Genomic DNA, 23,624 nt, shown 5'->3' with positions numbered 1-23,624 from the left:
GCCCCGGGACGCTAAGATGGATGCCATGACTAGCATGACGGACCCTCTCGAAAACGACCCGATGCGCGAGCTTTCCGGGGCTGGAACGTCCACGGCCACCATTGAGCGCGAAGAGCTGCGCCAGGAAGTGGAGCCCGGTGACCGGGAACGCTTCTCGCACTACGTGCGCAAGGAAAAGATCATGGAGTCCGCGCTGACGGGCGATCCCGTCATTGCCCTGTGCGGCAAGGTGTGGACGCCGGGCCGGGACCCGCAGAAGTTCCCGGTCTGCCCCATGTGCAAAGAGGTTTATGAAGGCCTCCGCCCGGGCAACGACGGCGGCAAGGGTCCCGGAGGGGACTCAGGCAACAACAAGTAGTGACGGAGACGCTCTTCGGCGGCCCCACCCTGCCTCCGGCTTACCCGGAACGTGCAGCCTGGGGAACCGCCCCGAAACTCCGTGCCTGGCAGCAGCAAGCCCTCGACCTGTACTTCACCACCGGCCCCCGCGACTTCCTCGCGGTAGCCACCCCCGGCGCCGGTAAGACCACCTTCGCCCTGCGCGTGGCGTCCATGCTGATTGAATCCGGGACGGTCAACCGCGTCACCATCGTGGCGCCGACGGACCACCTGAAGCGTCAGTGGGCCGATGCCGCCGCCAAGGTGGGCATCGCCATTGACCCGAACTTTAAAAATTCCGACGGCCAGCACGGCCGCGGCTTCATTGGCGTGGCCGTCACCTACGCCCAGGTGGCCAGCAAACCCATGCTGCACCGCGCCAAGACCGAGGCGGCCCGCACCCTGGTGATCCTGGACGAAATCCACCACGGCGGGGAGGCCCTGTCCTGGGGCGACGGCCTGCGTGAGGCGTTCGACCCCGCGGCCCGCCGGCTGTCCCTGACGGGAACCCCGTTCCGCTCCGATACCTCGCCCATTCCCTTCGTGGAGTACGCGGAGGACCGTGACGGCATCCGCAGGTCCAAAGCGGACTACACCTACGGCTACGGCAACGCCCTGCGTGACCACGTGGTGCGGCCGGTCATGTTCATGGCCTACTCGGGCCAGATGCGGTGGCGTACCAGCGCCGGCGAAGAGATGGCAGCTTCCCTCGGCGAAGCGGCTGTCACCAAGGACATCACCGCCCATGCCTGGCGGACGGCGTTGAATCCCACCGGCGAATGGATCCCCGCGGTCCTGGCCGGGGCGGACAAGCGCCTGAGCGAGGTGAGGCGTTCGGTTCCGGACGCCGGCGGACTGGTCATCGCCACCGACCACGAGGACGCCAGGGCCTACGCCGGGCAGCTGAAGCGCATCACCGGCGAATCACCCACCGTGATTCTTTCCGACGACGCCAAGGCCTCAGAGAAGATCGAGGAGTTCACCGCCAGCGAGAAACGCTGGATGGTTGCCGTCCGGATGGTGTCCGAAGGCGTGGACGTTCCCCGGCTCTCCGTGGGCGTCTACGCCACGTCCATCTCCACACCGCTGTTCTTCGCCCAGGCCGTGGGCCGTTTTGTGCGTGCCCGGAAGCGGGGCGAGACGGCATCCGTGTTCCTGCCGTCCGTGCCGATGCTGATGGCGCTGGCGAACTCCATGGAGATGGAGCGGGACCACGCGCTGGACCGCCCCGAAAAAGAAGACAGCGACGGCCTGTTCAGTCCCGAGGACTCCCTGATGGCCGAGGCCAACCGTGAGGACAAAGCCTCGGACAGCCTCACGAAGGGCAAGTTCGAGGCCCTCGATTCGCAGGCCTCCTTCGACCGCGTATTGTTCGACGGCGGCGAGTTCGGCACCGGAGGCGAGGTAGGTTCCGAGGATGAACTGGACTTCCTGGGCATCCCGGGCCTCCTCGACGCCGAGCAGGTGGGTACCCTGCTGCGCCAGCGCCAGCACGATCAGCTCAACCGGAAGAACCGGCGCACGCCCGCTGCTGAACCTGCCGCCGCCGCACCGGCCATCCCGGACCACCGGATGCTGATGGACCTGCGCAACGAGCTGGCCAAAAACGTGGCGGCCTGGGCTGCCAGGACCGGCACCCCGCACGGGGTGGTGCACACCAAGCTGCGCACCGTCTGCGGCGGACCGCCCGTGGCCCAGGCCAACGAGGAGCAGCTGCAGTCACGGCTGCGGAAGCTGCAGGACTGGTTCATCGGCCGAAAGTAGCAGTGACTCAGAGCTTTAAACGGGAGTGGCCCGGTGCAACAGCACCGGGCCACTCCCGCGGTTAAGCCCGCCAGCGGTGAGAACGGTCCCGCAGCGGCGCCGGCGTCAGGCCACGTCCACGCCGCCGAGTTCCATTTCGGCCACGGCGTCGTCAAGGTCCTCCGCAATCCCCGCGGTCAGCGACCGCAGGACCGTCACCGAGTAGCCTGCCTGGACCGCATCCAGGGCAGTGGCCATCACGCAGTAGTCCGTGGCAATTCCCACCACCACCACGTCCTCCACATCGTGGCTCTGCAGCCAGTCGTCCAGTCCGATCGCATCATCTGCAGGCGCGAAAGCGTCGGCGTCCGCGGGCAGGGAGCCCGGCTGCCGGTCACCGGTGGGCACGGCATCCTCGGGAGCAAGCAGGCCCTCGAAGCCGGAATAGGCCGCCGTAAACTGGCCCTTCTGGAAATAGGCCTGAATGTACTCGGTGTCCAGATCCGGGTGGAGCTCGGCGCCGCGGGTACCGGCCACGCAGTGCGGCGGCCAGCTGTCCTTGAAGTCGGGCGTCTCGGAGAAGTGCGCGCCCGGATCGATGTGCCAGTCCTGGGTGGCCACGATGTGGTCGAATTCGCCGTGGTGGGCATCCACGTATTCGCTGATGGCCCCGGCCACGTCAGCGCCGCCGGCCACGGGGAGGGAGCCGCCCTCGCAGAAGTCGTTCTGCACGTCAACGATGATCAGGGCGCGGGACATTGATACTCCTCAGTTTTCTTCATAGACGGTGGGGATGGCGGGCTCCCCGCGCTGCAGGCGGTTGACCACCGGCGGCAGTTCGGCCATGGTGTCGGCGTGCCGTTGCGTGGCCCGGACCACGCCCTCGGCGCCCGTCCAGCCGGGCAGTAATTCGCCGTTCTTCACGAACTGCTGCAGCAGAGACCGGTCGTTGCCGTCATCCTCGGGCCGGTGCCCGATGCCCACAATTTCCTGGGTGGCAATGCCGCGCTCATTGAGCTTGCGCAGAGCATATTTCCGGCCGCCCATGCTGGTCTTGTTCTTGGCCGCCTTGGCCACGGAGACGAAGTTCCCGGCGTCATCCGTCCGGCTCACCAGCTTGTAGACCATGCTGGCAGTGGGTGCGCCGGAACCCGTCACCAGCGACGTGCCCACCCCGTACGAATCGACAGGGGCGGACTGCAGCGCAGCGATGGCGAACTCGTCCAGGTCCGAGGTGACCATGATCCGGGTATGTTCATTGCCGAGCTGGTCGAGCAGTTGCCGGACCCAGGAAGCCTGGGCCACGAGGTCGCCGGAGTCCAGCCGGACGCCGCCCAGTTTGGGACCCGCAATCTCGACGGCGGTACGTACGGCCGCTTCGACGTCGTAGGTGTCCACGAGCAGCGAGGTTCCCACCCCCAGCGACGCGATCTGCGCCTCAAAGGCATCGCGCTCTGTGTCGTGGAGCAGCGTGAAGGAATGGGCGGCGGTACCCACGGTCTTGATGCCGTAACGGATGCCGGCCTCGAGGTTGGAGGTGCTGTGGAACCCGGCGATCACGGCGGCACGGGCCGCCGCCGCTGCCGACTCCTCATGCGTGCGCCGGGAGCCCATCTCGATGCAGGGCCGGCCGCCGGCCGCCGTGATCATCCGGGACGCGGCCGAGGCGATGGCGGAGTCGTGGTTCAGCACGGAAAGCACATAGGTTTCCAGCATGCAGGCCTCGGCGAACGTGGATTCCACAATGAGGATGGGGGAGTTGGGGAAGTACGCCTCGCCCTCCGGGTAGCCCCAGATGTCGCCGCTGAACCGGTAATTCGCCAGGTAGTCCAGGGTCTCCTTGTTGACCACGCCGGTGCGGCCCAGGAAGTCGAGTTCAGCTTCCCCGAAGCGGAAGTCGGCGAGGCCTTCCAGGAGCCGCCCGGTGCCCCCGACAATCCCGTAGCGCCGGCCGTCCGGCAGCCGCCGCGCGAAGGCTTCGAAAACCGACCGGCGGTGCGCGGCGCCCGAATGGAGCGATGCCTGCAGCATGGTCAATTCGTAGTGGTCTGTGTACAGGGACGTGCGGGGATGGTCCCAGCCGGCAGAGGTACTCACGAAATTCACTCTAGTCCCCACCGGCTCCCACGTCTTGCTTCGCTTCGCCATGGGCCCCTCGCCGGCGTGGGCCCATGCTCCCCATAGAATGGACAGATGAGCTTAAGCGTTGCGCCCGGCCCCGTTACACGGGAGGGCACCCGGACCGGTACAGAGTCGTCCACAGACTCCCTGACCGCGCCGGACATCCCCTGGAACCTGGTGATCTGGAATGATCCCGTCAACCTGATGAGCTACGTCAGCTACGTCTTTCAGAGTTACTTCGGCTACTCCGAGACCAAGGCCAACAAGCTCATGATGGAGGTCCACAAGAAAGGCCGCTCCATTGTGGCCCATGGCAGCAAGGAGCAGGTGGAACGCCATGCCGTGGCAATGCACGGCTTCGGGCTGTGGGCCACTGTAGAGAAGGCCACCGGCGGCAACGGCGGAAACTCCAAAAATCCGGGGAAATCGGGCGGATCCGGGCAGGGCAAGGGGAAACGTGGCTAAGGCATTCAAATACGGACTCAAAGGCATCACCGGATTCCTGGAGCCCGCAGAGCGGGAGCTGCTGCGCAGCCTGATCGACGACGTCATCTCCATGCTCGAGCCGGCCGAGCACACCAGCCAGGATCCGCTGGCGGCCCTGATCGGCCTGGACATGGACGTCCAGGAACCCACGGACCGTGCGGTCAAGCGGCTCCTGCCCAACGTCATGAAGGACGACGACGGCGCGTCCCTGGAGTTCCGCCAACTCACCGAGCGCTCGCTGCGGGAAACGAAGATCGGCGCTCTGCGGGCTGCCGCCCTCGACCTGGACAAGGACGAAATCGTGCTTGGCGCAGACGGCGCCAGGCACTGGTCCATGGCGCTCAACGATGTCCGCCTGGTGCTGGCGGAGCGCCTGGACATCAGGGACGAGGAAGACGCGGAGCACGTGCACCTGATGCAGGACTGGTCGCAGGCGGAAGACGTGGAAAGCTATCTCGCCCTCGTCTACAACTTCACAACCTGGCTCCAGGAGTCTCTGGTCCAGGCCATGCTCCAGTCATTGGATTCGCGCGCCTGACCTGCACTGGTGCCGTCTGCGCATCCGGCCGGCGCGGCTGCACTGTGACATATTCGACATGAGTGCGCCGCCACAATGTGATGGCTGCGGCCGCAGGGAAGACCTATCCTCGAATAATCATGACAACACCCTCGAGCATGGATCCGTCCGACGCAGCAGCACGCGAGTCCGCAGCCAGCAACAGCGCCAGCCTGATGGGATCCCGCCCCCTTGGCATCTTTGATTCGGGCGTCGGGGGGCTGACGGTGGCGCGGGCCATCATAGACCAGCTTCCCAACGAGTCCATCCTCTATGTGGGGGACACGGCCAACGGGCCATACGGGCCGCTGCCCATCGCCGAAGTCCGCGCGAACGCCCTGGGTGTGATGGACGAACTGGTGGACTCCGGCGTCAAGCTGCTCACCATCGCCTGCAACTCGGCGTCGGCCGCCGTCCTCAGGGACGCCCGCGAGCGGTACACCGCCAAGTACGGCATCCCCGTCATCGAAGTGATCCAGCCCGCGGTGCGGCGGGCGGTAGCCGCCACCCGCAGCGGCCGCGTCGGCGTGATCGGAACCTCCGCCACGGTAGGTTCCCGAGCCTACGAGGACACCTTCGCCGCTGCGCCGGACCTTGCCATCACCTCCGTGGCCTGCCCCGCGTTTGTCAGCTACGTGGAGGCCGGCATCACCACCGGTCCCGAACTCCTTGCCGTGGCCGAAGAATACCTCGCGCCGCTGAAGGCCGCCGGCGTTGACACCGTGGTCCTCGGCTGCACGCACTACCCGCTCCTGACCGGCGTGATTTCCTTTGTGATGGGCGATGCCGTGACCCTGGTGTCCAGCGCAGAGGAGACGGCCAAGGACGTGTACCGGGCGCTCGCCAACCACAACCTGCAGCGAACCACCGCCGCCCCGCCGGAACATCACTTCATCGCCACCGGCGACGCAGCCCAGTTCGAAACCCTGGCCCGCAGATTCCTGGGCCCGGAGGTCCTCTCCGTCAAGCACGTGGACCATGTTGCCGCCCAATACCCCACTGGCAGCCTGGCCCGCATCACCCCGGAGATGATCGAGGCCGCCCAGCAGGCCGGTACCCGCTTCGGCGGCGCGGGGCAGCGGGTGTCCAACTTCGTCGGCGGGCTGCGGGCCGGAGGTCCTGCGCAGTGAAACTGACCATCGTGGGCTGCACGGGATCCTTTCCCGGCCCCGGTTCGCCGGCGTCGTGCTACCTCCTGACCGCCCATGACGGTGAGCGGACCTGGAAGATCGTGATGGATCTGGGCAGTGGAGCCCTCGGCGCCATCCAGCGCTACACCGACCTGGAGGACATCGATGCGATTTTCCTCACCCACCTGCACCCGGACCACTGCATGGACCTTTGCGGACTGCACGTGGCCGTCCGCTGGAAGCCCGGCGGCTGGGGCCGCGGGCGGATCCCCGTGTGGGGTCCCGCTGCCACGGCGGACAGGATGGCCACCGCCTACGGGCTAGAACTGGACCCGGGCATGCACGAGGAATTCGACTTCACCAACTGGACTGAACGCGGGCCCGTCACGGTGGGTCCCTTCACGGTAACGCCGTTCGGAGTCAACCATCCGGTGGAGGAGGCCTATGCGCTCCGCGTGGACGTCACCGAACCGGATAAGGAAGGCAACCTGGTCAGCCGCGTCCTGACGTATTCGGGGGACACCGACTCCTGCACCGGCCTGGAGGAGGCCGCCAAGGACGCGGACCTGTTCCTGTGCGAAGCCGCCTTTGAAGAAGGCCGCGACGACGCCATCAAGGACGTTCACCTGACCGGCAAACGCGCGGGTGAAGCAGCCGCCGCTGCCGGGGCACGCAGGCTCCTGCTCACGCACATTCCGGTGTGGACTTCACCCAGCACGGTCATGGCCGAAGCGAAGGAAGTATTCGGACAGCACGTGGCAGTGGCTGTGGCCGGGGTGCACTACACGATCTGAGGTTCTGTGCGGTGGCCGGGGGGCCGGTGGTTCTGCTGCGAGTCGATAAGCTAAAGGCATGACTTCTGAAGCAACTGCAGTGCCCGTAGTGCGCGCCGATGGCCGCGCCCCCGACCAGCTCCGCCCCATCAGCATCACCCGCGGATGGTCCAAGCAGGCCGAGGGATCGGCCCTCATCGAGTTCGGCAACACCCGGGTCCTGTGCACGGCTTCGCTGACGGCAGGCGTGCCCCGCTGGCTCAAGGGCGAAGGCCGCGGCTGGGTGACGGCCGAGTACGCGATGCTGCCGAGGGCCACCAACACCCGTTCGGACCGCGAGTCGGTCAAGGGCAAGATCGGCGGCCGGACCCACGAAATCTCCCGCCTCATCGGCCGGTCGCTGCGGTCCATCATCGACACCAAGGCCCTGGGCGAAAACACCATCGTGCTGGACTGTGACGTTCTCCAGGCCGACGGCGGAACCCGAACCGCGGCCATCACCGGCGCCTACGTGGCCCTGGCCGACGCCATCCGCTTCGCCCGCGACAACAAGCTCATCGCCAAAAACGCCCAGCCCCTCGTGGACACCATCGCGGCCGTCTCCGTGGGCATCATCGATGGCGTGCCCATGCTGGACCTGCCCTACGTTGAGGACGTCCGCGCCGAAACGGACATGAACGTGGTGGTCACCGGGTCCGGGAAGTTCGTCGAGGTCCAGGGCACCGCCGAGGGAGCGCCTTTCGACCGCGACGAACTCAACCAGCTGCTGGACCTCGCCCTGCTGGGCACCACCCAACTGGCGGCGATCCAGCGCGAAACCCTCGCGGACTCCCTGTGAGCGTGGCGGCCCCCGGCGGCTCCCTTCCGGAGCAGACAGGGCCTGACGGATCGGTGCCCGAAGGCATGGTGCCGCGGCTGGTGCTTGCTACCCACAACAAGGGCAAACTCCGGGAGCTCCGCGAGCTCCTGCGCGGGCAGGTGCCAGGGCTCGACGTCGACACCCAGGTGGTGGACGCCGCCGCTGCCGGTGCCCCGGACGTCGCCGAAACCGGCGTGACGTTCGCCGAAAATTCCCTCCTGAAGGCCAGGGCCGTAGCGGCGGCCACCGGGCTGGTGGCCATTGCCGACGATTCCGGCCTGGCCGTGGATGTCCTGGGCGGGGCACCGGGAATTTTTTCGGCACGGTGGGCCGGGCGGCACGGCGACGATGCGGCCAACCTTCGGCTCCTGTTGGACCAGCTTTCGGACGTGCCGGACACGCACCGCGGTGCGGCGTTCGTCTGCGCAGCCGCGCTGGCTGTTCCGTCCCCGGACGGCGCCGGCCAGGAAGTGGTGGAGTACGGCCAGCTGGAGGGTTTCCTGCTGCGCGAACCACGGGGCGAGGGCGGCTTCGGTTACGACCCCGTGCTGCAGCCCGTTGGCGAGGACCGCAGCTGCGCCGAGCTCCTGCCGGAAGAGAAAAACGCCATCAGCCACCGGGGCAAGGCCTTCCGGGCGCTCCTGCCGGCTATCGTTGAGGCCCTGGCGCGGCAGTAGCGGGCCGGCCGCTCCCCGCGCGGGACGACGAAGGGAGCCACACAAGTGTGGCTCCCTTCGTTATCCCGCGGAGCTTGTACGCAGATTGTGCCCGGGCCTAGTCCAGGTTGGTCTTGCGCTCCTCCTGGGGTTCGTGCTCCTCGATGAATTCGTCCACGGCGTCCGTGCCGAAGTGGGCTGCCTGGCGCTTCGCCGACATGCCCCGGAGAACCTCGATGCCGATCGGGATCACGGAGACGAGCACGATGGCAATGAAGATGATGTCGATGTTGTTGCCGACCCAGCTGAACTGGCCCAGCCACGCGCCCAGCAGCGTGACGCCACCGCCCCACAGCACCGCCCCGATGACGTTGTAGAGGAAGAACTTGCGCTTATCCATCTGGGCCACGCCCACGATGACAGGAACGAAGGTCCGGATGATGGGGACGAAGCGGGCCAGGATCAGCGCTTTGCCGCCGTGCTTTTCGAAGAACGCATGGGCGCTCTCCACGTTCTCGCGTTTGAACAGCCTGGAGTCGGGCTTGTTGAAGATCGCGGGCCCGGCCTTGGACCCGATGAGGTAACCCGTCTGGTTGCCCAGGATGGCCGCAACGATAATCAGCCCGCACATGGCCCACAGGTTGAAGTTGATGGCGCCGGTGGCCACGAGCAGGCCGGCGGTGAACAGCATGGAGTCGCCGGGCAGAAAGAAGCCCACCAGCAGGCCGGTTTCGGAGAAGACTATGGCGCAGACCACCAGGACGACCCACGGTCCGAGCGGGGAGTCCCGCAGGAAGACGTCGGGGTTCAGCCAGTCGGGCAGGAATGAAGCCAGCTGCGGCTGGATGGGTCCTGCGCCGCCCAGCATGGGCACGGCAAGGTCGGTGATTGCATGAAAGTTCACCTCCCTAGGGTACTTGACAGGGGTGACGGCGCTCCCGGCAGCCACGTGATATCCGCGACAGGGCCGCCCGGTGACACGGGAACGGCCCGGTCCGGCGGTAAAGTGTGGGCCGTGGGACTGGACTTTACGGCGATCGACTTCGAAACTGCGAACGGCTTCCGGGGTTCGCCGTGCGCGGTGGGGCTGACGAAGGTACGTGGCGGCCGTGTTGTGGACGAGGCGTCCTGGCTGATGCGGCCACCGGCCAACCACGACCACTTTGAATACCACAATGTCCGCATCCACGGCATCCGCTCCGAGGACGTTGCCGGGCTGCCCCGCTTCGGCGAATTGTTCCCCGAGATTGGCGCCTTCATTGGCGGCGATGTTCTGGCGGCCCACAACGCCGCCTTCGACCTTGGCGTGATCCGGTCCGGGCTCGAAGTCTCGGGCCTGCCCGGACCCGCCTACGACTATGTGTGCACGGTGATGCTGTCCCGGCGCTGTTATTCCCTGGTGTCCAATTCCCTGCCGTTCGCGGCCGAGGAAGCCGGCGTGCCGCTGGTCAACCACCACGATGCCGCCGAGGATGCCCGTGCGTGCGCCGGCATCCTGATCGACATCGCTGCCCGGAACAACGCCAACAGCATTGCCGAACTGTACCTCTCACTGGGCTTGGAAGTGCCGCGCCAGGACGCCTTCGACCCGGCCAGGGACCTCCTGTCCAAAGCCAGCCTCGCCGCCCTCTCGGCCGCCGCGGGCGGCGCTGGTGCGGCTGTGCGTCCCTTTATGGCGGGCTGGCCGGAAGAGGGAGCCAACCCCCTCCCCAACGCCGCCGCCGAGCCGTCCCACCCGCTGTATGGCCAGACGGTGGTCTTCACGGGCCAGCTGGCCATGGCCCGGCCGGAAGCCAAAGTGCGTTCGGCCGAGCTGGGTGCCCGGCCGGAAAGCCGCGTGACCGCACGCACAACCGTGCTGGTGGTGGGCGACGGGTTTGTGGCCTCGGACCTGAGGTCCGGTCGGCTCACGGGCAAGGCGCGGCGGGTCCTGGAGCTGCATGACCGGGGCCAGCCCATCGAGGTGCTCTCGGAAGGGGAGTTCCTGCAGATGGTGGGCGGCTACGCCGGCGCTGCGGCCGTCTAAAGGCGCGCCGTCTCAAGACACCCGCCCTGTTCATGCGGCGCAACAAATCTTTCCAGCCGTCCTGCCGGATTCTAGCCTTGCAGGATGAGCAAACTGATGAGCGGTTCACGACGCGGTATCAACTGGTCCGCCGTGTTTGCCTTCCCCAATCCCGTCAATGAGTACGCGGCCCGGACTACCGCAGGCCTGGTGGTGTTCCTCGCCGGTGTCACGTTGCTGACGGGTTCCGGCTGGGGGCTCGTCCTGGTCGCTGCCGGGTTCTGGCTGAGGGTGCTCTTCGGCCCGCGTTTTTCGCCGCTGGCCCTGCTGTCCGTGAAGGTCCTCGCGCCGCGGCTGGGCCGGGCCCGCCTGGTGCCCGGGCCACCCAAGCGTTTTGCGCAGGGCATCGGCACTGCGGTGTCCACTGCGGCGCTGATCCTGTTCGCCGCCGGCGCCGCCCCCGCCGCCTGGATTGTGCTGGCGGTGCTGATCGCGGCTGCCTCCCTTGAGGCTTTCGCCGGCTTTTGCCTGGGCTGTGTGATCTTCGGCTTCCTGCAGCGCCGCGGCCTGATCCCGGAAGATGTTTGCGAGGCCTGCAATAACCTGGCGCTCAGGCGGTCGTGACCCCCACCAGCAGATCGGCCATGCCGCGGATGACCTCAGGTGCCTCAAGCGCTTCGAGCCATTCCCCGGGCAGGGCCGCCTCACCGTAATAGGCGCCGAGGATGTTGCCGGCAATGGAACCGGTGGAATCGCTGTCCCCGCTGTGGTTCACTGCCAGTGAGATGGCCGCCCGGAAATGGTCCGCGGGCTGTGCCGCGGAGCTTCCGGCGGGCGCGGTGGCCAGGACCGCATAAAGCCCGACGGCGAACGCTTCCTCCGCGACCCAGCCCTCGCCCAGTTCCCGCACCAGTTCCTCGGGCGTGAGCACCCCGGATTCCGCCCACCGGATGGCCGCTTCGAGGCGCTCCGGAAGTTCGGCGGCCACATCCTTCACGCCGCGGGCCTCCGCCAGCACCGCTGCCGCGGCACCCTGCAGGCTCTCCCCGGACACGAGGCGGTGGATGAGGAGGCTGAAACTCCCGGCACTCTGCCGCGCGGACGGATGGCCGTGGGTCAGGGAGGCGGCATCGGCACTCAGCTTATAGACGGCGTCGGGCGTTATGTGCGGAATCAGGCCGAAGGGCGCTGAGCGCATCACGGTACCGCAGCCCTTCGAGTCCGGGTTCACAGGCCGGCACACCGTTCCCATCTCGCCGCCGGACAGCCCGCTGATGCAGGCGTTGCCGGGCGCACGGCGGTGCCGGAGGACCTCGTTGCCGTCGATCCAGCGCTTCGGCTGCATCGGCGCGGACGAGGGCACCGGCACGTCCTGGGTATCCAGCCACCGCAGGTACGCCAGCCACAGGCAGGCGTTGACATCGGCCCCCACGCCGTCGTTGGCCCACTCCAGTGCTTCCACCAGGCCGTCCACCGTGTACAGCGTCATTTGGGTGTCATCCGAAAAATGGCTTCCGCCGCGGAGCATGGCAAGATCCGTCACGCCGGCGGGGCCGAAGCGGCCGCGGATCGCTTCGATGGAGTCAAACTCCACGGCGTAACCCAGCGAGTCTCCCAGTGCACCGCCCAGCAGGCAGCCGTGGATGCGGGACTTCAGCGAGGGCGCGCCGGCGCCCGGATCAATGCTCATGGAAGCAATTTACCGTGCCCTGTCAGCTGAACGCCCCCGGCGCCGGCGGTCCATCCACTAAGCTCAGACTCAGCCAATGCCCAGAAATCCTTGGCACAATACAGAGGCCGAGGCGGTAACTCCCCGCGGCAGCGAGACTTCGCCGCGAACCGACGCCCCCAACGATTAGGACTCCACGCCATGACCACGCCTGTTCCCGTCCACCATGATTCCGCCTCCGGGCCGGCAGCAGGCAACAGTGCCGATGCCCGGCCCGGGCTGGTGGCCAGGCTGTCCGCGGAAGCTTTCGGCAGCCTCTTCATCGTGGTGGCCGGCCTGGGCGTGCCGCTGTTCTCCATTCCGCAGTCCAGCCCGCTGCCCGCAGCGCTCGCAGCCGGCCTCGCCGTGACGGCGGCCATGCTCGCCTTTGGGTACGTCTCAGGCGGCCATTTCAACCCGGCCGTGACGGTGGGTCACGCCGTCGCGGGGCGGATCCGCCCCGTCGACGCGGCAGCGTACATCGCTGCCCAGCTGGTGGGGGCGATGCTGGGCGCCCTGGCGCTGTTTGGCATCCTTCGTACCTTGCCGGGCATCCAGGACAGCAGGACCGCGTTCGACACCGTGACTGCCGGCTTTGGTGAGCACTCGATCATCCAGGCGCCCATGGCCGCCGTCCTCCTGCTCGAAGTACTCGGAGCGGCCATCCTGGTGGCCGTGTTCCTGGGCACGACGGCCCGCAATAACCTCAACAAACCGGCCGCAGCCGTTGCCGTGGGCCTGGCCTTTGCGGTGTTGCTGCAGCTTGGCCTGTCCGTGGGCAACGCCCCCTTCAATCCGGCCCGGGCCACCGCCTCCGCAGTGTTCAGCTCCAGCTGGTCCCTTGAGCAGCTGTGGCTGTTCTGGGTTGCGCCGCTTGTGGGTGCCGGGATCGCCGGCCTGGTTTTCCGCGGTTTCGCCGCAGGGGATGCTCCGGCCGCTGCGGTGGCCGACAGCGACGCCCTTGATGCTGCCGGTCCTGACGATGCTGACGCTTCCGACGCCGAGGCCCGCGACCTTGAATTCTCCGACGCCGAGGGTCCTGTTGCCGCCCCCGCGCAGAGCCGGGCCCGCCGGGACGAGGCCCAGGAATTCTTCGACGGAAAGCGCGGCTAGGAGCTCTGGCGCGGACCCGTCAGCGGAGCCCTCAGAGACAGTCTGCTGCGGCGGTTGCCAAAACTGTCGGTGGCAGCCGATAGCGTAGGAATATGCGGTTATTGCACACATCGGACTGGCATTTGGGCCGGTCCTTCCACGGCGTCGGAATGCTGGACGCCCAGCGGGCATTCGTCGATCAGCTCGTCACAGCTGTCTCGGCGCAGGGGATTGACGTTGTCCTGATCGCCGGTGATGTCTATGACCGCGCACTGCCCGGCGTGGACGTTGTGGGCCTGCTGGATGACGCCCTGGTCCGGCTGAGCGGGGCCGGCGCCACTGTGGTCCTGACCAGCGGCAACCACGACTCCGCCATCCGGCTGGGTTTCGCCTCCCGCCTGCTTGAACGCGGCGGCGTGCATCTGCGGACCAGGCTGGCTGACCTGGACCAGCCCCTGATCCTGCCTTTGGAACCGGACGGTGAGGCTCAGGGCGCCGTTCTGGCCTTTTACGGCATTCCGTGGCTGGAGCCGCGGCTCGTTGCGGATCAGCTCGGTGCCGAGCCGGCCAGCCATTTTGCTGTCACGCGCGCCGCTACGGACCGAATCCGGGCGGACCTCGCCCGGCGCAGCGCACAGGGACCGGTCCACTCGGTGGTCCTCGCCCATACGTTCGCCAGCGGCGGTATCAGCTCGGACAGCGAGCGGGACCTCAGCATCGGGGGAGTGGGCGCGGTCCCGCTGGATCTGTTCGATGACTTCAGTTACACGGCTTTGGGCCACCTGCACGGACGCCAGACCTTGTCCCCAACAGTCAGGTATTCGGGTTCGCCCCTGGCCTATTCGTTCTCCGAGGCCAACCATGTCAAGGGAAGCTGGATTATCGACGTCGGCCCGGAGGGCGTCACCGGCATCGCGGAACTGTCGTGGGAGGCCCCGCGGAAGCTGGCTGTCCTGCGCGGCGGCATCGCCGAACTTCTTGAGTCCGGGGATCACACCTGGGCCGAGGACGCTTACTGCCAGATTACGCTGACCGACGCGCAGCGTCCCGGGCAGGCCATGGAGCGGTTGCGGGCACGCTTTCCGGACACCCTGGTCCTGGGTTTTGATCCGCAGGGCGGCACCGCCAGGGCGTCGGCAAACTACAGCACCCGGCTTGCCGAGGCCCGGGACGACCTCGCCGTCTGCTGCGGCTTCCTGGACCACGTCCGCGGCCGTGACGCCGATGAGGCCGAGCAGTTGGCGCTCACGGCGGCGCTGGACAATGTGCGGCTCCGGGAGGCATCGCTGTGAGGATTCACCGCCTTTCCATCGCCGCGTTCGGCCCGTTTGCCGGCACCGAGGAAATCGATTTTGACAGGCTCAGCGCCCACGGCCTGTTCCTGCTCAACGGACCCACCGGGGCCGGCAAGACCAGCGTCCTGGACGCGGTCTGCTTTGCGCTGTACGGATCAGTTCCGGGCGCCCGCCAGGACGCTAAAAGGCTCCGCAGTGACCATGCCGAGCCTTCACTGGAGCCCGCGGTCACGTGCGAGTTTTCCGCGCAGGGGCGGCTTTTTGAAGTGACCAGGTCACCTGCATGGGACAAACCGAGCACCCGCGGCAAGAACGGCTTCACTACCCAGCAGGCCAAAACATTGTTGCGGGAACGGATCGGCGGGGCGTGGACGGACAGGTCCGGGCGTAATGACGAAGCCGGTGCCGAGATCACGGCACTGTTGGGCATGGACCGGGAGCAGTTCACCAGGGTGGTCATGCTGCCCCAAGGCGACTTCGCCGCCTTCCTCAGGTCCAAGGCGAGTGATCGCCTTGAACTGCTGCAAAAGCTTTTTGGGACCCAGCGGTTCGAAGCGCTGGAGCAGGAACTGAGTGCCCGGGCGCTGGCCGCGCGGAACGATGTCGCGAAGCTCAACGGGGACCTTGAGTTGCTCGCATCCCGGGCGGAGAGCGAAGCTTCGTCACTGGCCGGTGGTTCGGTCACCGAAACTGCGGCGGCCGCCCACGTAGCCCCGGAGCCGCGGGGCGGAGAGACCGCTCCGGAAGAGCCCGCTCCGGAGGAGACCGCTCCGGAGGAGCCCGGCGCCCGGATCGGCTGGCTCCAAGCGGCGGTTGCCCGTCGCGCCGCAGGGCTAACTGCAGCCGCCGAGGCAGCGGCAGCAGCAAGTGAACTCGCGGCAGCCCGGCTCGAAACGGAGACAGCCCGGCACGATCGCCAGCGCCGGCTCGCCGCAGCCAGGGAAAGGAAGGCCGCTGTCGAGGGGGAGCTGCCCGGCCTCGAAATGAAGGCCGCGAGGCTCGAGCGGCATCGCGGTGCCGAGGTGCTCACCGGGCAGCTGCAGGCTGTCAGGTCCCGTGAAACCCAGGTCCGGCATGCCGCGGGGGCTCTGGAAGCTGCCATCACGCTCCTGCGGCTGGCCGCGGACGAGGACCCTGAACTGGGTCAGCTCGACCTCAGTGCCATGGATGCGGACGGTGTTGCGGACGGCGCTGCGGCCCTCGACGTGGCGGGCGAGCTCAACCGGATCCGGTCACTGTTGGCAGTGGTTGAGGCGCGTTTGCCCGACGAGGAACGCCTCCATTCGCTGGCCGCCAGGCGAACGTCCCTGGACACGCAGCAGCAGCAGCTCAGCCGTACCGACGCTGAGCTGGGCGAGCTCCTTGGAAACCTGCGCGCAGAGCAGTCCGAGCTGGCGGCCGGACTGCAGCCCTTGGAAGTTTTGGCCTCCGCCGCAGTGCTGCACGCGAAGGAAGCAGCGGCTGCCGAAGAGCTGCTGGACATCGTCGGGAGGCATCAAGCGGCCGTCAAGGCGCAGGCTCTTGCCGCTCAGCGCCACTCGGCATCCCGGGAGTTCCAACTGGAAACGAAGGCCCGCTGGCTGGACCTCCGTGAGGAAAGGCTTGCGAACGCTGCCGCCGAACTCGCGGCCCAGCTGGCGGAAGGTCAGCCCTGCCCTGTCTGCGGCAGCGAGGAGCATCCGGCACCCGCAAAAGCAGCAGCCTCGGCACTGGGGCTCAGCCAGGCTGAAGAGGCCGCGCAGCACACGAACGAGGAGGCTGAGGCTAAGCTGGCAGCGGACCGGACGGCGCTGGGCGACGCAAACCAGCTGGTGGCCGTGCTGGCCGGCCAGGGCGGGGACACCCCCGAGAGCGAGGCCGCTGCGGCTGTGGCGGCGGCCCGGCAGGCCGCTGACCAGTCCCGGCATGCCGTGAATCAAGTGACAGAGCTCCGGCAGCGGATGGAGGCGGTGGACGCCCGCATTGCCGCGGCGGAGGACGCCAGGCACGCCGCTGCGGCCGAACTTGCCCAGGCGACCACTGCGGCGGTGGAGGTGGCGGAGAATCTGGCGTCCCTGGACCAGGCCCTCTCCGGCCTCCGGGGCAGCCATCCCAGCCTGGCGCGCCGGCTGCGGTCACTGCAGGAGGCGGCAGCCACGCTTGAGAAAGCCGAGGAGGCGCGGAACCAGCTGGAGAAGGCAAAAGCCCGCGCCGAGGAAGCTCACCTCGAACTGGAACGGGCATTGCCCGATGCCGGTTTCGGCACAGCCGAAGAAGCCAGGGCGCAATTGCTGGCAGCCGCTGAGGCAGCGGCGTTGCAGGCCGAGGTCCGGGCGGGCTACGACGAACAGGCACGGATTGCCGAACTGTTCGCGTCCGAGGAGCTGGTGCTGGCCGTGCAGGAAGCGGCTGCCGGCCCGGCAGTCAACGATGAACTGCTGGCCGGGTTCAAGGCCGCGGCTGCCCAGGCCAGCCAGGCAGCCCGCGACGCCGACCTTGCCGCCGCGATGGCAGCACGCTGCGTCGAGTCGCTGGCCACGATCGGCAGCGAGTACCGGCAGCTCGCAGACTCGGCACGGGAGCCGAGGGAACAGGCCCGGCTGCTTACGGCGCTCGCCGAGACCGCCGCCGGCCGAGGCGAGAACACCTACCGTATGAGCCTCAACAGTTACGTCCTTGCGGCAAGGCTGGAACAGGTGGCGCTGGCGGCCTCGGAACGCCTCGTGGCCATGAGCGACGGCCGTTACCTGCTCCAGCATTCCGATGCCAGGGCCGCCCGCGGCGCAAAGTCGGGGCTGGGTCTGGAAGTGGTTGACCAGTGGACCGGGCACCGCCGCGACACTGCCACACTCTCCGGCGGTGAATCCTTCATGGCCTCACTTTCCCTCGCCCTGGGTCTGGCGGATGTCGTCCAGCAGGAATCCGGCGGCATTCAGATCGACACGCTCTTTGTCGATGAAGGCTTCGGAAGCCTGGATGAGCAGTCGCTGGAACAGGTCATGGATGCGCTGGAAGGCCTTCGCGACGGCGGACGCGTGGTGGGCCTCGTCAGCCATGTGGGGGAGATGAAGCAGCGCATCGGGACGCAGCTCCAGGTCCTGAAGGGAAGGAACGGCTCCACGCTCCGGATCTCCGATGCCGCCGAAGTGCTGGTGTGATCCGGATATAATCGGATGGTTACCGGGTTGCGTGCATCGGGAGGAGGGACGATGCGCATGACTGAACGAGCCCGGAATCTTGAACCCAACACCTCTGTCTTCCCTGTCAGCTTCAGCGGAAGCACCCGCGTCGCCAACTGCATCGAGTTCTCCGGCGGCCTGCGGTAGCGCCACTAATCCGGCCCCTACCGTTCCGGCCGCCCCTGCTGCCCTGGCTCCCGCCGCCGGTTTGGCCGCACCGCCCGCCGGCCGCTTCGCCAGGCTGCCGCACCTCGCCGGCCGCAGTTTCATCCCGCTCGGCCTGTTTGCCCGGCTGCCTCTCGCCATGCTCACAGTGGGCACGCTCACCCTGGTCACCTCCGCCAGCGGCTCCTATGCTGCCGGTGGCCTGGCAGCCGGTGCCGTGGGGATCGGCGCTGCCCTGGGCGCTCCGGCTTTCGGTGCCCTGGCAGACCGTCACGGGCAGCGGCCGGTCCTCCTGGTGGCCGCAGTGCTCAACGCCTTGGCCGTCCTGGGCCTGCTCGGTGCGGCCTGGCTGGCGGCCGAAGGGGCCCTTCCCGCCGCGCAGGTTGTGGCGGCCTTCCTCGCGGGGGCAACGTGTCCGCAGGTCGGCCCGCTGGCCCGCGTCCGCTGGATTGCGCTAACCTCCCGCAACAACGGCAAAGACAATGGCCGCGACCTGGACACTGCGTTGTCCTACGAGGGCACGGCCGATGAGCTGACGTTTGTCCTCGGCCCGGCGCTGGTGGGCATCCTCGCCAGCCTGGTTGCCCCATGGCTGCCCCTCGCCCTGGCCGTGGTGATGACCCTTACCCTGGTTCCCGCGTTTGCCGTGCACCCCACCCAGAAGGCGGTGCCGTTGAAACGGGGCGGCGGCGCCCGCGCAGCGAGGATTCCGGCTGCCGTGGCCCTGCCCGTCCTGGCCATGGTGGCCATGGGCACCTTTTTCGGGTCCACCCAGACGGCCCTCAGTTCTTTTTCCGCCAGTTTCGCCACGTCCGAGCTTGCCGGGCTGCTCTATGCCGTCATGGGGTTGAGCTCGGCCGCTGCTGCCCTGTCGGTTGCCTACTGGCCCCGGAGCTTCAAACCCGTAGCCCGCTGGGTGGTCAGCGCAGCACTGATGGCGGGCCTCGCGCTGTTGCTGGTGGTGCCGGACTCGCTGGGCGGCATGGTGGCGGTGCTGCTGGTCCTTGGCCTGCCGGTGGGGCCCGTCATGGTTTCCGTGTTCACCATCGGCGGCATGGTTGGCCCGGCTGAGCGACTCGGAACGGTAATGACCGCGCTGGCCAGCGGGATCGTGGCGGGCACGGCGCTGGGAGCGTTCCTCGCCGGACAGCTCGCCCAGACGCAGGGCTATACCGCTGCATTTGTGGTGCCGGTTGTTGCCGCGGCCTGCCTTTTGGTGCTCGGCGTGGCAACTGCCGCCCTGCTGCGGAGCCATCGGCCCCGAGAGGCGCGGGACTAGGTACGCAGGAAACTGATGGCATCCTCATCGGTCAATTGCTCAAAATGCCGGTAGAAGCTTCCCACGGCGCGGAATTTACCCGGCAGGTGCAGGCAAAAAACCGCATCGCAAACCTGGGACACGGCGGTGTAGGCCTCCACTGATCCGACGGGGGCTGCGGCCACTACAGTTCCTGCGCCGGAGGACCGGACCGCTTCCACGGCCGCGCGCATCGTGGCCCCGGTGGCCAGCCCGTCGTCGACCAGGAGGACTGTCTTGCCGGTGAGATCGTGGCTGATCGCCGGATATGTTTCCGCCCGGCGGAGGAGCTCGGCACGCTCACGGGCCTCCACCTCATCCAGCCACTCCTGGCGGACGCCGTGCTCAAGGACCTGGTCAATCAGGTGACGGTTGAGCAGCCGCACGATGCGCCCCCCGGACCACGCCAGGGCACCGAACGCAGTTTCATCGTGGCCCGGAATCCCGAGCTTCCTGACCAGGACGGCACCCAGGGGAAGATACAGGGCCTTGGCGGCTGCGGCCGCCACCGGAATGCCGCCACGGGCGAGTCCCAGCACTATGGCATCGGGGCGTTCGCGGAATTGCGTCAGCACCGACGCCAGCCGCTCACCGGCATCGGTGCGGTCTTCAAAACGCGTGTTCATTGGCCCCTCTTCGGCTGTTTTAGCCCCCGCTTCCAGCGTACCTTCTGCGGCCGCGGCGGGAACGGCTGTCCCGCGTTGGTCCGGACTCAGAAGAGGGCGGCGGTCACGGCCGTGGTGATGTCGTGGATCAGTGCCGTCCGTTGGGGAACGTCATCCAAGCCCCCGCCTTTGGTGTAAATCACCAGCACGAAGCTCGCTGCGGATGTTGAGAGGATGGCGGCATCGTGAAGTTCGCCGTCGAGGAGCCCGTACTTATGGAACACGGTCACACCGGACGGGACGGCTGCCGGAATGAGGTCCTCATCGTTGGTGTCCTGCATGTAGGACAACAGCTGTTCCATGTGTTCGGCGTTGAGGAGCCGGCCTTCGGAGAGTTCCGCCAGAAGGTGGGCCATGTCCGCGGTGGAGAGCGTGTTTACTTCAGGGTCGTACGCGATATCGAGGGAGGCCGCATAGGCTGAAAGCCCGGCCAGCCCCACGGCCTGCATGAGCAGGCTCCAGGAATCATTATTGCTGTCCTGGATCATGGACCGGAGCTGGAATCCCGAGGTGTAGGCGCCCAGTTCATCGTCAGGCGAGGCCGAGCCATCCTCGACCAGACGGTAGTACGCCGCAGCGGTCAGGACCTTGGCCGTACTCGCTGCCTCGAACGGTTCCTCCACGCCGTACTGATGCAGCTGGCCGCCAGCGGTATCCATCAGCGCCACCCCAACCTGGTACTGCCTGTTAGCGGCGATGATGGTTTCGATGGCGCTGCCGAGGCTGGCGTCAATGACGCCGGCACCTGCCCCGGCATCAGCTCCGACCGAAGCCCGCATTGCCCGGCCCGGCGACGGCACCGCATGTGCCAGGGTGTAGACGCCGGCGATCAGGGCAACGGCGAGGAACGCGGCGACGGCCAGGAGCAGGGAGCGGCGCCTGGCAGCCGGGGCGCCGCGGGGGCGCAGCTTGTGTGGATCGTGCATGTGCCGATCCAAACAGGGCAACCTATGCGGGAGCTAAGTAACACCCGTCAGGCGGTCATACCCCAAGAACGTTCAGACCCCCAGGAACGTTCAGACCCCCAGGAAGGAGATGGCTCCCTGTTTGAAGACCCGGCTGGTAATGGCGTTGGTGTGGTTCCGGCCGGGCAGCACCAGCTGTTCGGTCATGGCGCCCGCCCGGAGGCCGAGTTCGGCAAGCTGGGCCATGGTGGCGGCCCGCTCGTCCTTGTCGCCGGCCACCAGGAGCATGGGCATGTGGGGCACGGCTTCGGCCGGGTCGAAGGGTTCAGCCTTGATGGCCTCCACCAGGGAAAGTAACGCGAAAATGTTGTTGCTGGGCAGGAGCATGGCCATCTTCAGCAGCCCGGCTGTGGATTCGTCCGCGATGGGCGTGCCGTCGGCCAGGTAGCGCTGCGCCGCAATCAGGTCGAACGAGGCCAGGGGATCGGCGATGTTCGGTCCGCCCAGGACCATCCGATGAACCAGTTCCGGCTGCGTGGCGCCAAATTCCCAGGCCAGCCGCGAGCCCAGCGAATAGCCCACCACGTCAACCCCGCTGGCGGGGTCACCTTCGTGCACGGGCCGCACACCGGCGTCGAACACTATCTGCAGCAGGTCCGCGCGGATCCGGCTCGGCGAGTAGGAATCCAGGTCCTCCGGGGCGCCGCTGCGGCCATGGCCCGGCAGATCCACGGTAATCACGCGCCGGCCGGCGTCCCGGAAGGCCGCGATCCAGCCGGTGTCCTCCCAGTTCAGCTTGCTGGAGGAAGAAAACCCGTGGAGCAGCAGGACGGGCCGGAGCCCGGCATCGGCGTCCGGATCATGCACCTCAACGTAAAGCTGGGGGTCGGTGCCCTCCACGGTGTGCGAATGCATTTCGCCGGTGTGCCTGCCGCTCATAATGTCAGTCCTCGTCAAATACGGCGCTCAGGCTGACCCGGCGCTTCGGTGCGTCATCCTCGCACCACTTTACCTGCCTGCGGAACGTGCTCTTCAACAGCGGATTTCCGCGGTCAGCGCCCGCCCAACCTACTCGGGCCGGCGGGCGCGGGCGGCAACCCGGGCACCCACCCAGCAGGCGGCGGCGAGGCAGGTGACCAGGGCGAAGGTGCTCAGCAGTTGGATCCGGCTGCTTTCGGCGCTGAACCCGACGGCGAAGATCACCGCGAGCAATACCAGACCAAGCACTGTCAGGCCCGGGAAGCCCTTCATGCGCAGGGGCAGCCGGGTCCCGTCCCGGTCGGCCCGGCGCCGCAGAATCAGCTGTGAGACCAGGGCCGTGCCCCAGACCACCAGGCAGGTGGATCCGACAAGCTGGAAGAGGGCCGGCAGGATCCGGTCCGGGAACAGCAGCTCCAGGACTGTGGCGAAGAAGCCGAAGGCCACCGACACGCCCACCGCAATCACCGGCACGCTGGTGCCGTTGAGGCGGGCCAGGAAGCCGGGCGCCTCGCCGCGCTCCGCAAGCGAGTACACCATGCGGGAGGCGCCGTAGAGGTTCGCGTTCAGTGCGGAGAGAAGCGCGACGACGGCCACCAGGGTGATTGCCGTGCCCGCGCCGGGGATCCGGGCGGCGTCCAGCACGCCCGCGAAGGGGGATGCCAGCCCGCTTGAGGTGACCGGAAGGACGGCCGCAATAACAAAGACGGAGCCGATGTAGAAGATGAGGATGCGCCACAGGACGGTCCGCACCGCCCGGCCCACACTGTGCTCCGGATCTTCGGTTTCCGCGGCCGCGACGGCCACGATTTCGGTTCCGCCGAAGGCGAAGATCACGACGAACAGCGCCGTCGCGATGCCGCCCAGCCCGGCAGGGGCAAAGTCGGAGGTGATGTTTGCCAGTCCCGGTGACGCGACGTCGGGGAGGATGCCCAGCAGGAGCGCTGCCCCGACGGCGAGGAACAGGACGATGGCGAGCACTTTGAGGATGGCGAACCAGAACTCGAATTCGCCGAAGTTCCGGACTCCCGTGAGGTTGATGGCGGTGAAGACCACCATAAAGATCAGTGCCAGGGCCCAGACCGGGATGACAGGCCAGACGGTAAAGAGCAGCCCTGCCGCACCGAGGGCCTCGGCGGCGATGACCACCACCAGCTGGAGCCACCACAGCCAGCCGACGGTGGCGCCGGCCGTTTTGCCCAGGGCCTTTTCGGCGTAGACGGAAAACGCCCCGCTGCTGGGGTTTGCCGCCGCCATCTCGCCCAGGGCCCACATGACCAGGATGATCAGGGTTCCAGCCACCAGATAGGACACCAGCACGGCGGGTCCGGCCGCATGGACGCCGGCCCCGGATCCCAGGAACAGCCCGGCGCCGATGGCGCTGCCGAGGCCCATCATGGTGAGCTGCCGGGGTTTCATCGAGTGACCGAGGTGGGATACCGGCCGCGCTGCTGTGGACTTCGATGTCATGCGTGTAAACCTTCTTGGGGATAGGGGTCCCCTCAAAAAGGGACCTCTTGAACTTACCCCCTTGGCCCGCGGTCCGGCGAAACATTTGGAATCAGCGGAAAGTGGTCGTAAAATCAGTTCTAGTCAAAATGACTTTAACTCGATCACGGGCCGCCCGGCCTGATGCGCAGGAGACGGAGGGTGA

At 67.4% G+C, this 23,624-nt stretch carries 22 protein-coding genes; 14 read left to right on the top strand and 8 right to left on the bottom strand.

Annotation, left to right across the window (positions count from 1 at the left end; translation table 11 throughout):
• Nucleotides 1-16 precede the first annotated feature (16 nt).
• On the top strand, nucleotides 17-358 hold the full coding sequence (locus SBP01_RS12010; protein WP_160671973.1) for a DUF3039 domain-containing protein: 342 nt from the start codon (nucleotides 17-19) through the stop codon (nucleotides 356-358).
• Entirely contained in the window at nucleotides 358-2,142 is a 1,785-nt protein-coding gene (locus tag SBP01_RS12005; protein ID WP_275214392.1) for a DEAD/DEAH box helicase, read from the top strand. Before SBP01_RS12010 ends, SBP01_RS12005 begins: the two co-directional genes overlap by 1 nt.
• Before the next feature lie 105 nt (nucleotides 2,143-2,247).
• Here SBP01_RS12005 and SBP01_RS12000 read toward each other — a convergent pair whose 3' ends face one another.
• The gene (locus SBP01_RS12000; RefSeq protein WP_275214393.1) at nucleotides 2,248-2,880 is read right to left on the bottom strand and encodes an isochorismatase family protein; all 633 of its coding nucleotides are present in this window, start codon (nucleotides 2,878-2,880) and stop codon (nucleotides 2,248-2,250) included.
• Nucleotides 2,881-2,889: 9 nt separating this feature from the next.
• Nucleotides 2,890-4,218, bottom strand: coding sequence for a nicotinate phosphoribosyltransferase (locus SBP01_RS11995; protein WP_275214394.1), 1,329 nt, complete (start codon nucleotides 4,216-4,218; stop codon nucleotides 2,890-2,892).
• Between the two features lie 96 nt (nucleotides 4,219-4,314).
• Here SBP01_RS11995 and clpS point away from each other — a divergent pair, with 96 nt between their 5' ends.
• The 6 genes from clpS (at nucleotide 4,315) to rdgB (ending at nucleotide 8,723) form a co-directional block, all read left to right on the top strand.
• Nucleotides 4,315-4,707, top strand: a complete 393-nt coding sequence (clpS, locus tag SBP01_RS11990) for an ATP-dependent Clp protease adapter ClpS (RefSeq protein WP_275214395.1) — start codon at nucleotides 4,315-4,317, stop codon at nucleotides 4,705-4,707.
• Nucleotides 4,700-5,266: a DUF2017 domain-containing protein gene (locus tag SBP01_RS11985; protein WP_275214396.1), complete on the top strand. Its 567-nt coding sequence runs from the start codon at nucleotides 4,700-4,702 to the stop codon at nucleotides 5,264-5,266. The genes clpS and SBP01_RS11985 overlap by 8 nt, the downstream gene beginning before the upstream one ends.
• Before the next feature lie 119 nt (nucleotides 5,267-5,385).
• The gene (murI, locus tag SBP01_RS11980; protein ID WP_414004221.1) at nucleotides 5,386-6,414 is read left to right on the top strand and encodes a glutamate racemase; all 1,029 of its coding nucleotides are present in this window, start codon (nucleotides 5,386-5,388) and stop codon (nucleotides 6,412-6,414) included.
• Entirely contained in the window at nucleotides 6,411-7,208 is a 798-nt protein-coding gene (locus SBP01_RS11975) for an MBL fold metallo-hydrolase (protein ID WP_275214398.1), read from the top strand. Before murI ends, SBP01_RS11975 begins: the two co-directional genes overlap by 4 nt.
• 58 nt (nucleotides 7,209-7,266) lie before the next feature.
• The gene (gene rph / locus SBP01_RS11970; protein ID WP_275214399.1) at nucleotides 7,267-8,025 is read left to right on the top strand and encodes a ribonuclease PH; all 759 of its coding nucleotides are present in this window, start codon (nucleotides 7,267-7,269) and stop codon (nucleotides 8,023-8,025) included.
• 65 nt (nucleotides 8,026-8,090) lie between these two features.
• Nucleotides 8,091-8,723, top strand: coding sequence for an RdgB/HAM1 family non-canonical purine NTP pyrophosphatase (gene rdgB, locus SBP01_RS11965; RefSeq protein ID WP_320538337.1), 633 nt, complete (start codon nucleotides 8,091-8,093; stop codon nucleotides 8,721-8,723).
• Between the two features lie 97 nt (nucleotides 8,724-8,820).
• Here the strand turns inward: rdgB and SBP01_RS11960 are convergent, their stop codons facing one another.
• Complete coding sequence (locus tag SBP01_RS11960) at nucleotides 8,821-9,591, bottom strand: VTT domain-containing protein (RefSeq protein ID WP_320538336.1); 771 nt, start codon at nucleotides 9,589-9,591, stop codon at nucleotides 8,821-8,823.
• A gap of 126 nt (nucleotides 9,592-9,717) precedes the next feature.
• Here SBP01_RS11960 and SBP01_RS11955 point away from each other — a divergent pair, with 126 nt between their 5' ends.
• Both SBP01_RS11955 and SBP01_RS11950 read left to right on the top strand, forming a co-directional pair.
• Nucleotides 9,718-10,728, top strand: coding sequence for an exonuclease domain-containing protein (locus SBP01_RS11955; protein WP_320535926.1), 1,011 nt, complete (start codon nucleotides 9,718-9,720; stop codon nucleotides 10,726-10,728).
• Between the two features lie 84 nt (nucleotides 10,729-10,812).
• Nucleotides 10,813-11,331 carry a DUF4395 domain-containing protein gene (locus tag SBP01_RS11950; RefSeq protein WP_275214401.1) on the top strand — a complete coding sequence of 173 codons (519 nt, stop codon included), beginning with the start codon at nucleotides 10,813-10,815 and terminating at the stop codon, nucleotides 11,329-11,331.
• Here the strand turns inward: SBP01_RS11950 and SBP01_RS11945 are convergent.
• On the bottom strand, nucleotides 11,318-12,397 hold the full coding sequence (locus tag SBP01_RS11945; protein ID WP_320535925.1) for an ADP-ribosylglycohydrolase family protein: 1,080 nt from the start codon (nucleotides 12,395-12,397) through the stop codon (nucleotides 11,318-11,320). The genes SBP01_RS11950 and SBP01_RS11945 overlap by 14 nt on opposite strands.
• 180 nt (nucleotides 12,398-12,577) lie before the next feature.
• On the opposite strand from SBP01_RS11945, the gene SBP01_RS11940 reads away from it, so the two are divergent.
• The 4 genes from SBP01_RS11940 to SBP01_RS11925 all read left to right on the top strand — a co-directional run bounded on the left by SBP01_RS11940 (nucleotide 12,578) and on the right by SBP01_RS11925 (nucleotide 19,404).
• A complete protein-coding gene (locus SBP01_RS11940; RefSeq protein WP_320535924.1) occupies nucleotides 12,578-13,528 on the top strand; it encodes an MIP/aquaporin family protein in 951 nt (316 codons plus the stop codon).
• Between the two features lie 92 nt (nucleotides 13,529-13,620).
• Nucleotides 13,621-14,799, top strand: a complete 1,179-nt coding sequence (locus tag SBP01_RS11935; protein ID WP_320535923.1) for an exonuclease SbcCD subunit D — start codon at nucleotides 13,621-13,623, stop codon at nucleotides 14,797-14,799.
• On the top strand, nucleotides 14,796-17,939 hold the full coding sequence (locus tag SBP01_RS11930) for an SMC family ATPase (RefSeq protein ID WP_320535922.1): 3,144 nt from the start codon (nucleotides 14,796-14,798) through the stop codon (nucleotides 17,937-17,939). The genes SBP01_RS11935 and SBP01_RS11930 overlap by 4 nt, the downstream gene beginning before the upstream one ends.
• Nucleotides 17,940-18,168: 229 nt before the next feature.
• Nucleotides 18,169-19,404, top strand: coding sequence for an MFS transporter (locus SBP01_RS11925; RefSeq protein WP_320535921.1), 1,236 nt, complete (start codon nucleotides 18,169-18,171; stop codon nucleotides 19,402-19,404).
• Here SBP01_RS11925 and SBP01_RS11920 read toward each other — a convergent pair.
• The 4 genes from SBP01_RS11920 to SBP01_RS11905 form a co-directional block, all read right to left on the bottom strand.
• The gene (locus tag SBP01_RS11920; protein ID WP_320535920.1) at nucleotides 19,401-20,048 is read right to left on the bottom strand and encodes a phosphoribosyltransferase; all 648 of its coding nucleotides are present in this window, start codon (nucleotides 20,046-20,048) and stop codon (nucleotides 19,401-19,403) included. The two genes, SBP01_RS11925 and SBP01_RS11920, sit on opposite strands and share 4 nt — an antisense overlap.
• Nucleotides 20,049-20,134: 86 nt before the next feature.
• Nucleotides 20,135-21,013 (bottom strand): serine hydrolase, encoded by an 879-nt coding sequence (locus tag SBP01_RS11915; RefSeq protein ID WP_320535919.1) that lies wholly within the window; start codon nucleotides 21,011-21,013, stop codon nucleotides 20,135-20,137.
• A gap of 90 nt (nucleotides 21,014-21,103) precedes the next feature.
• The gene (locus tag SBP01_RS11910; RefSeq protein ID WP_275214409.1) at nucleotides 21,104-21,931 is read right to left on the bottom strand and encodes an alpha/beta fold hydrolase; all 828 of its coding nucleotides are present in this window, start codon (nucleotides 21,929-21,931) and stop codon (nucleotides 21,104-21,106) included.
• A 129-nt stretch (nucleotides 21,932-22,060) separates the two neighbouring features.
• Nucleotides 22,061-23,440 (bottom strand): amino acid permease, encoded by a 1,380-nt coding sequence (locus SBP01_RS11905; protein ID WP_320535918.1) that lies wholly within the window; start codon nucleotides 23,438-23,440, stop codon nucleotides 22,061-22,063.
• Nucleotides 23,441-23,624 lie beyond the last annotated feature (184 nt).

The organism is Pseudarthrobacter sp. IC2-21 (assembly GCF_034048115.1).
GTDB classification, from domain to species: Bacteria; Actinomycetota; Actinomycetes; order Actinomycetales; family Micrococcaceae; genus Arthrobacter; species Arthrobacter naphthalenicus.
The sequence above is the reverse complement of the archived record's forward strand: the minus strand, read 5'-3'. Positions and strand labels throughout refer to the sequence as shown.

Bases quoted from the DNA above. Each gene is read 5' to 3' on its own strand.
- SBP01_RS12010 (WP_160671973.1), top strand. From the start codon at position 17: ATGGATGCCATGACTAGCATGACGGACCCTCTCGAAAACGACCCGATG.
- SBP01_RS12000 (WP_275214393.1), bottom strand. From the start codon at position 2,880: ATGTCCCGCGCCCTGATCATCGTTGACGTGCAGAACGACTTCTGCGAG.
- clpS (WP_275214395.1), top strand. From the start codon at position 4,315: ATGAGCTTAAGCGTTGCGCCCGGCCCCGTTACACGGGAGGGCACCCGG.
- murI (WP_414004221.1), top strand. From the start codon at position 5,386: ATGACAACACCCTCGAGCATGGATCCGTCCGACGCAGCAGCACGCGAG.
- rph (WP_275214399.1), top strand. From the start codon at position 7,267: ATGACTTCTGAAGCAACTGCAGTGCCCGTAGTGCGCGCCGATGGCCGC.
- rdgB (WP_320538337.1), top strand. From the start codon at position 8,091: ATGGTGCCGCGGCTGGTGCTTGCTACCCACAACAAGGGCAAACTCCGG.
- SBP01_RS11950 (WP_275214401.1), top strand. From the start codon at position 10,813: ATGAGCAAACTGATGAGCGGTTCACGACGCGGTATCAACTGGTCCGCC.
- SBP01_RS11945 (WP_320535925.1), bottom strand. From the start codon at position 12,397: ATGAGCATTGATCCGGGCGCCGGCGCGCCCTCGCTGAAGTCCCGCATC.
- SBP01_RS11940 (WP_320535924.1), top strand. From the start codon at position 12,578: ATGACCACGCCTGTTCCCGTCCACCATGATTCCGCCTCCGGGCCGGCA.
- SBP01_RS11935 (WP_320535923.1), top strand. From the start codon at position 13,621: ATGCGGTTATTGCACACATCGGACTGGCATTTGGGCCGGTCCTTCCAC.
- SBP01_RS11920 (WP_320535920.1), bottom strand. From the start codon at position 20,048: ATGAACACGCGTTTTGAAGACCGCACCGATGCCGGTGAGCGGCTGGCG.
- SBP01_RS11915 (WP_320535919.1), bottom strand. From the start codon at position 21,013: ATGCACGATCCACACAAGCTGCGCCCCCGCGGCGCCCCGGCTGCCAGG.
- SBP01_RS11910 (WP_275214409.1), bottom strand. From the start codon at position 21,931: ATGAGCGGCAGGCACACCGGCGAAATGCATTCGCACACCGTGGAGGGC.
- SBP01_RS11905 (WP_320535918.1), bottom strand. From the start codon at position 23,440: ATGACATCGAAGTCCACAGCAGCGCGGCCGGTATCCCACCTCGGTCAC.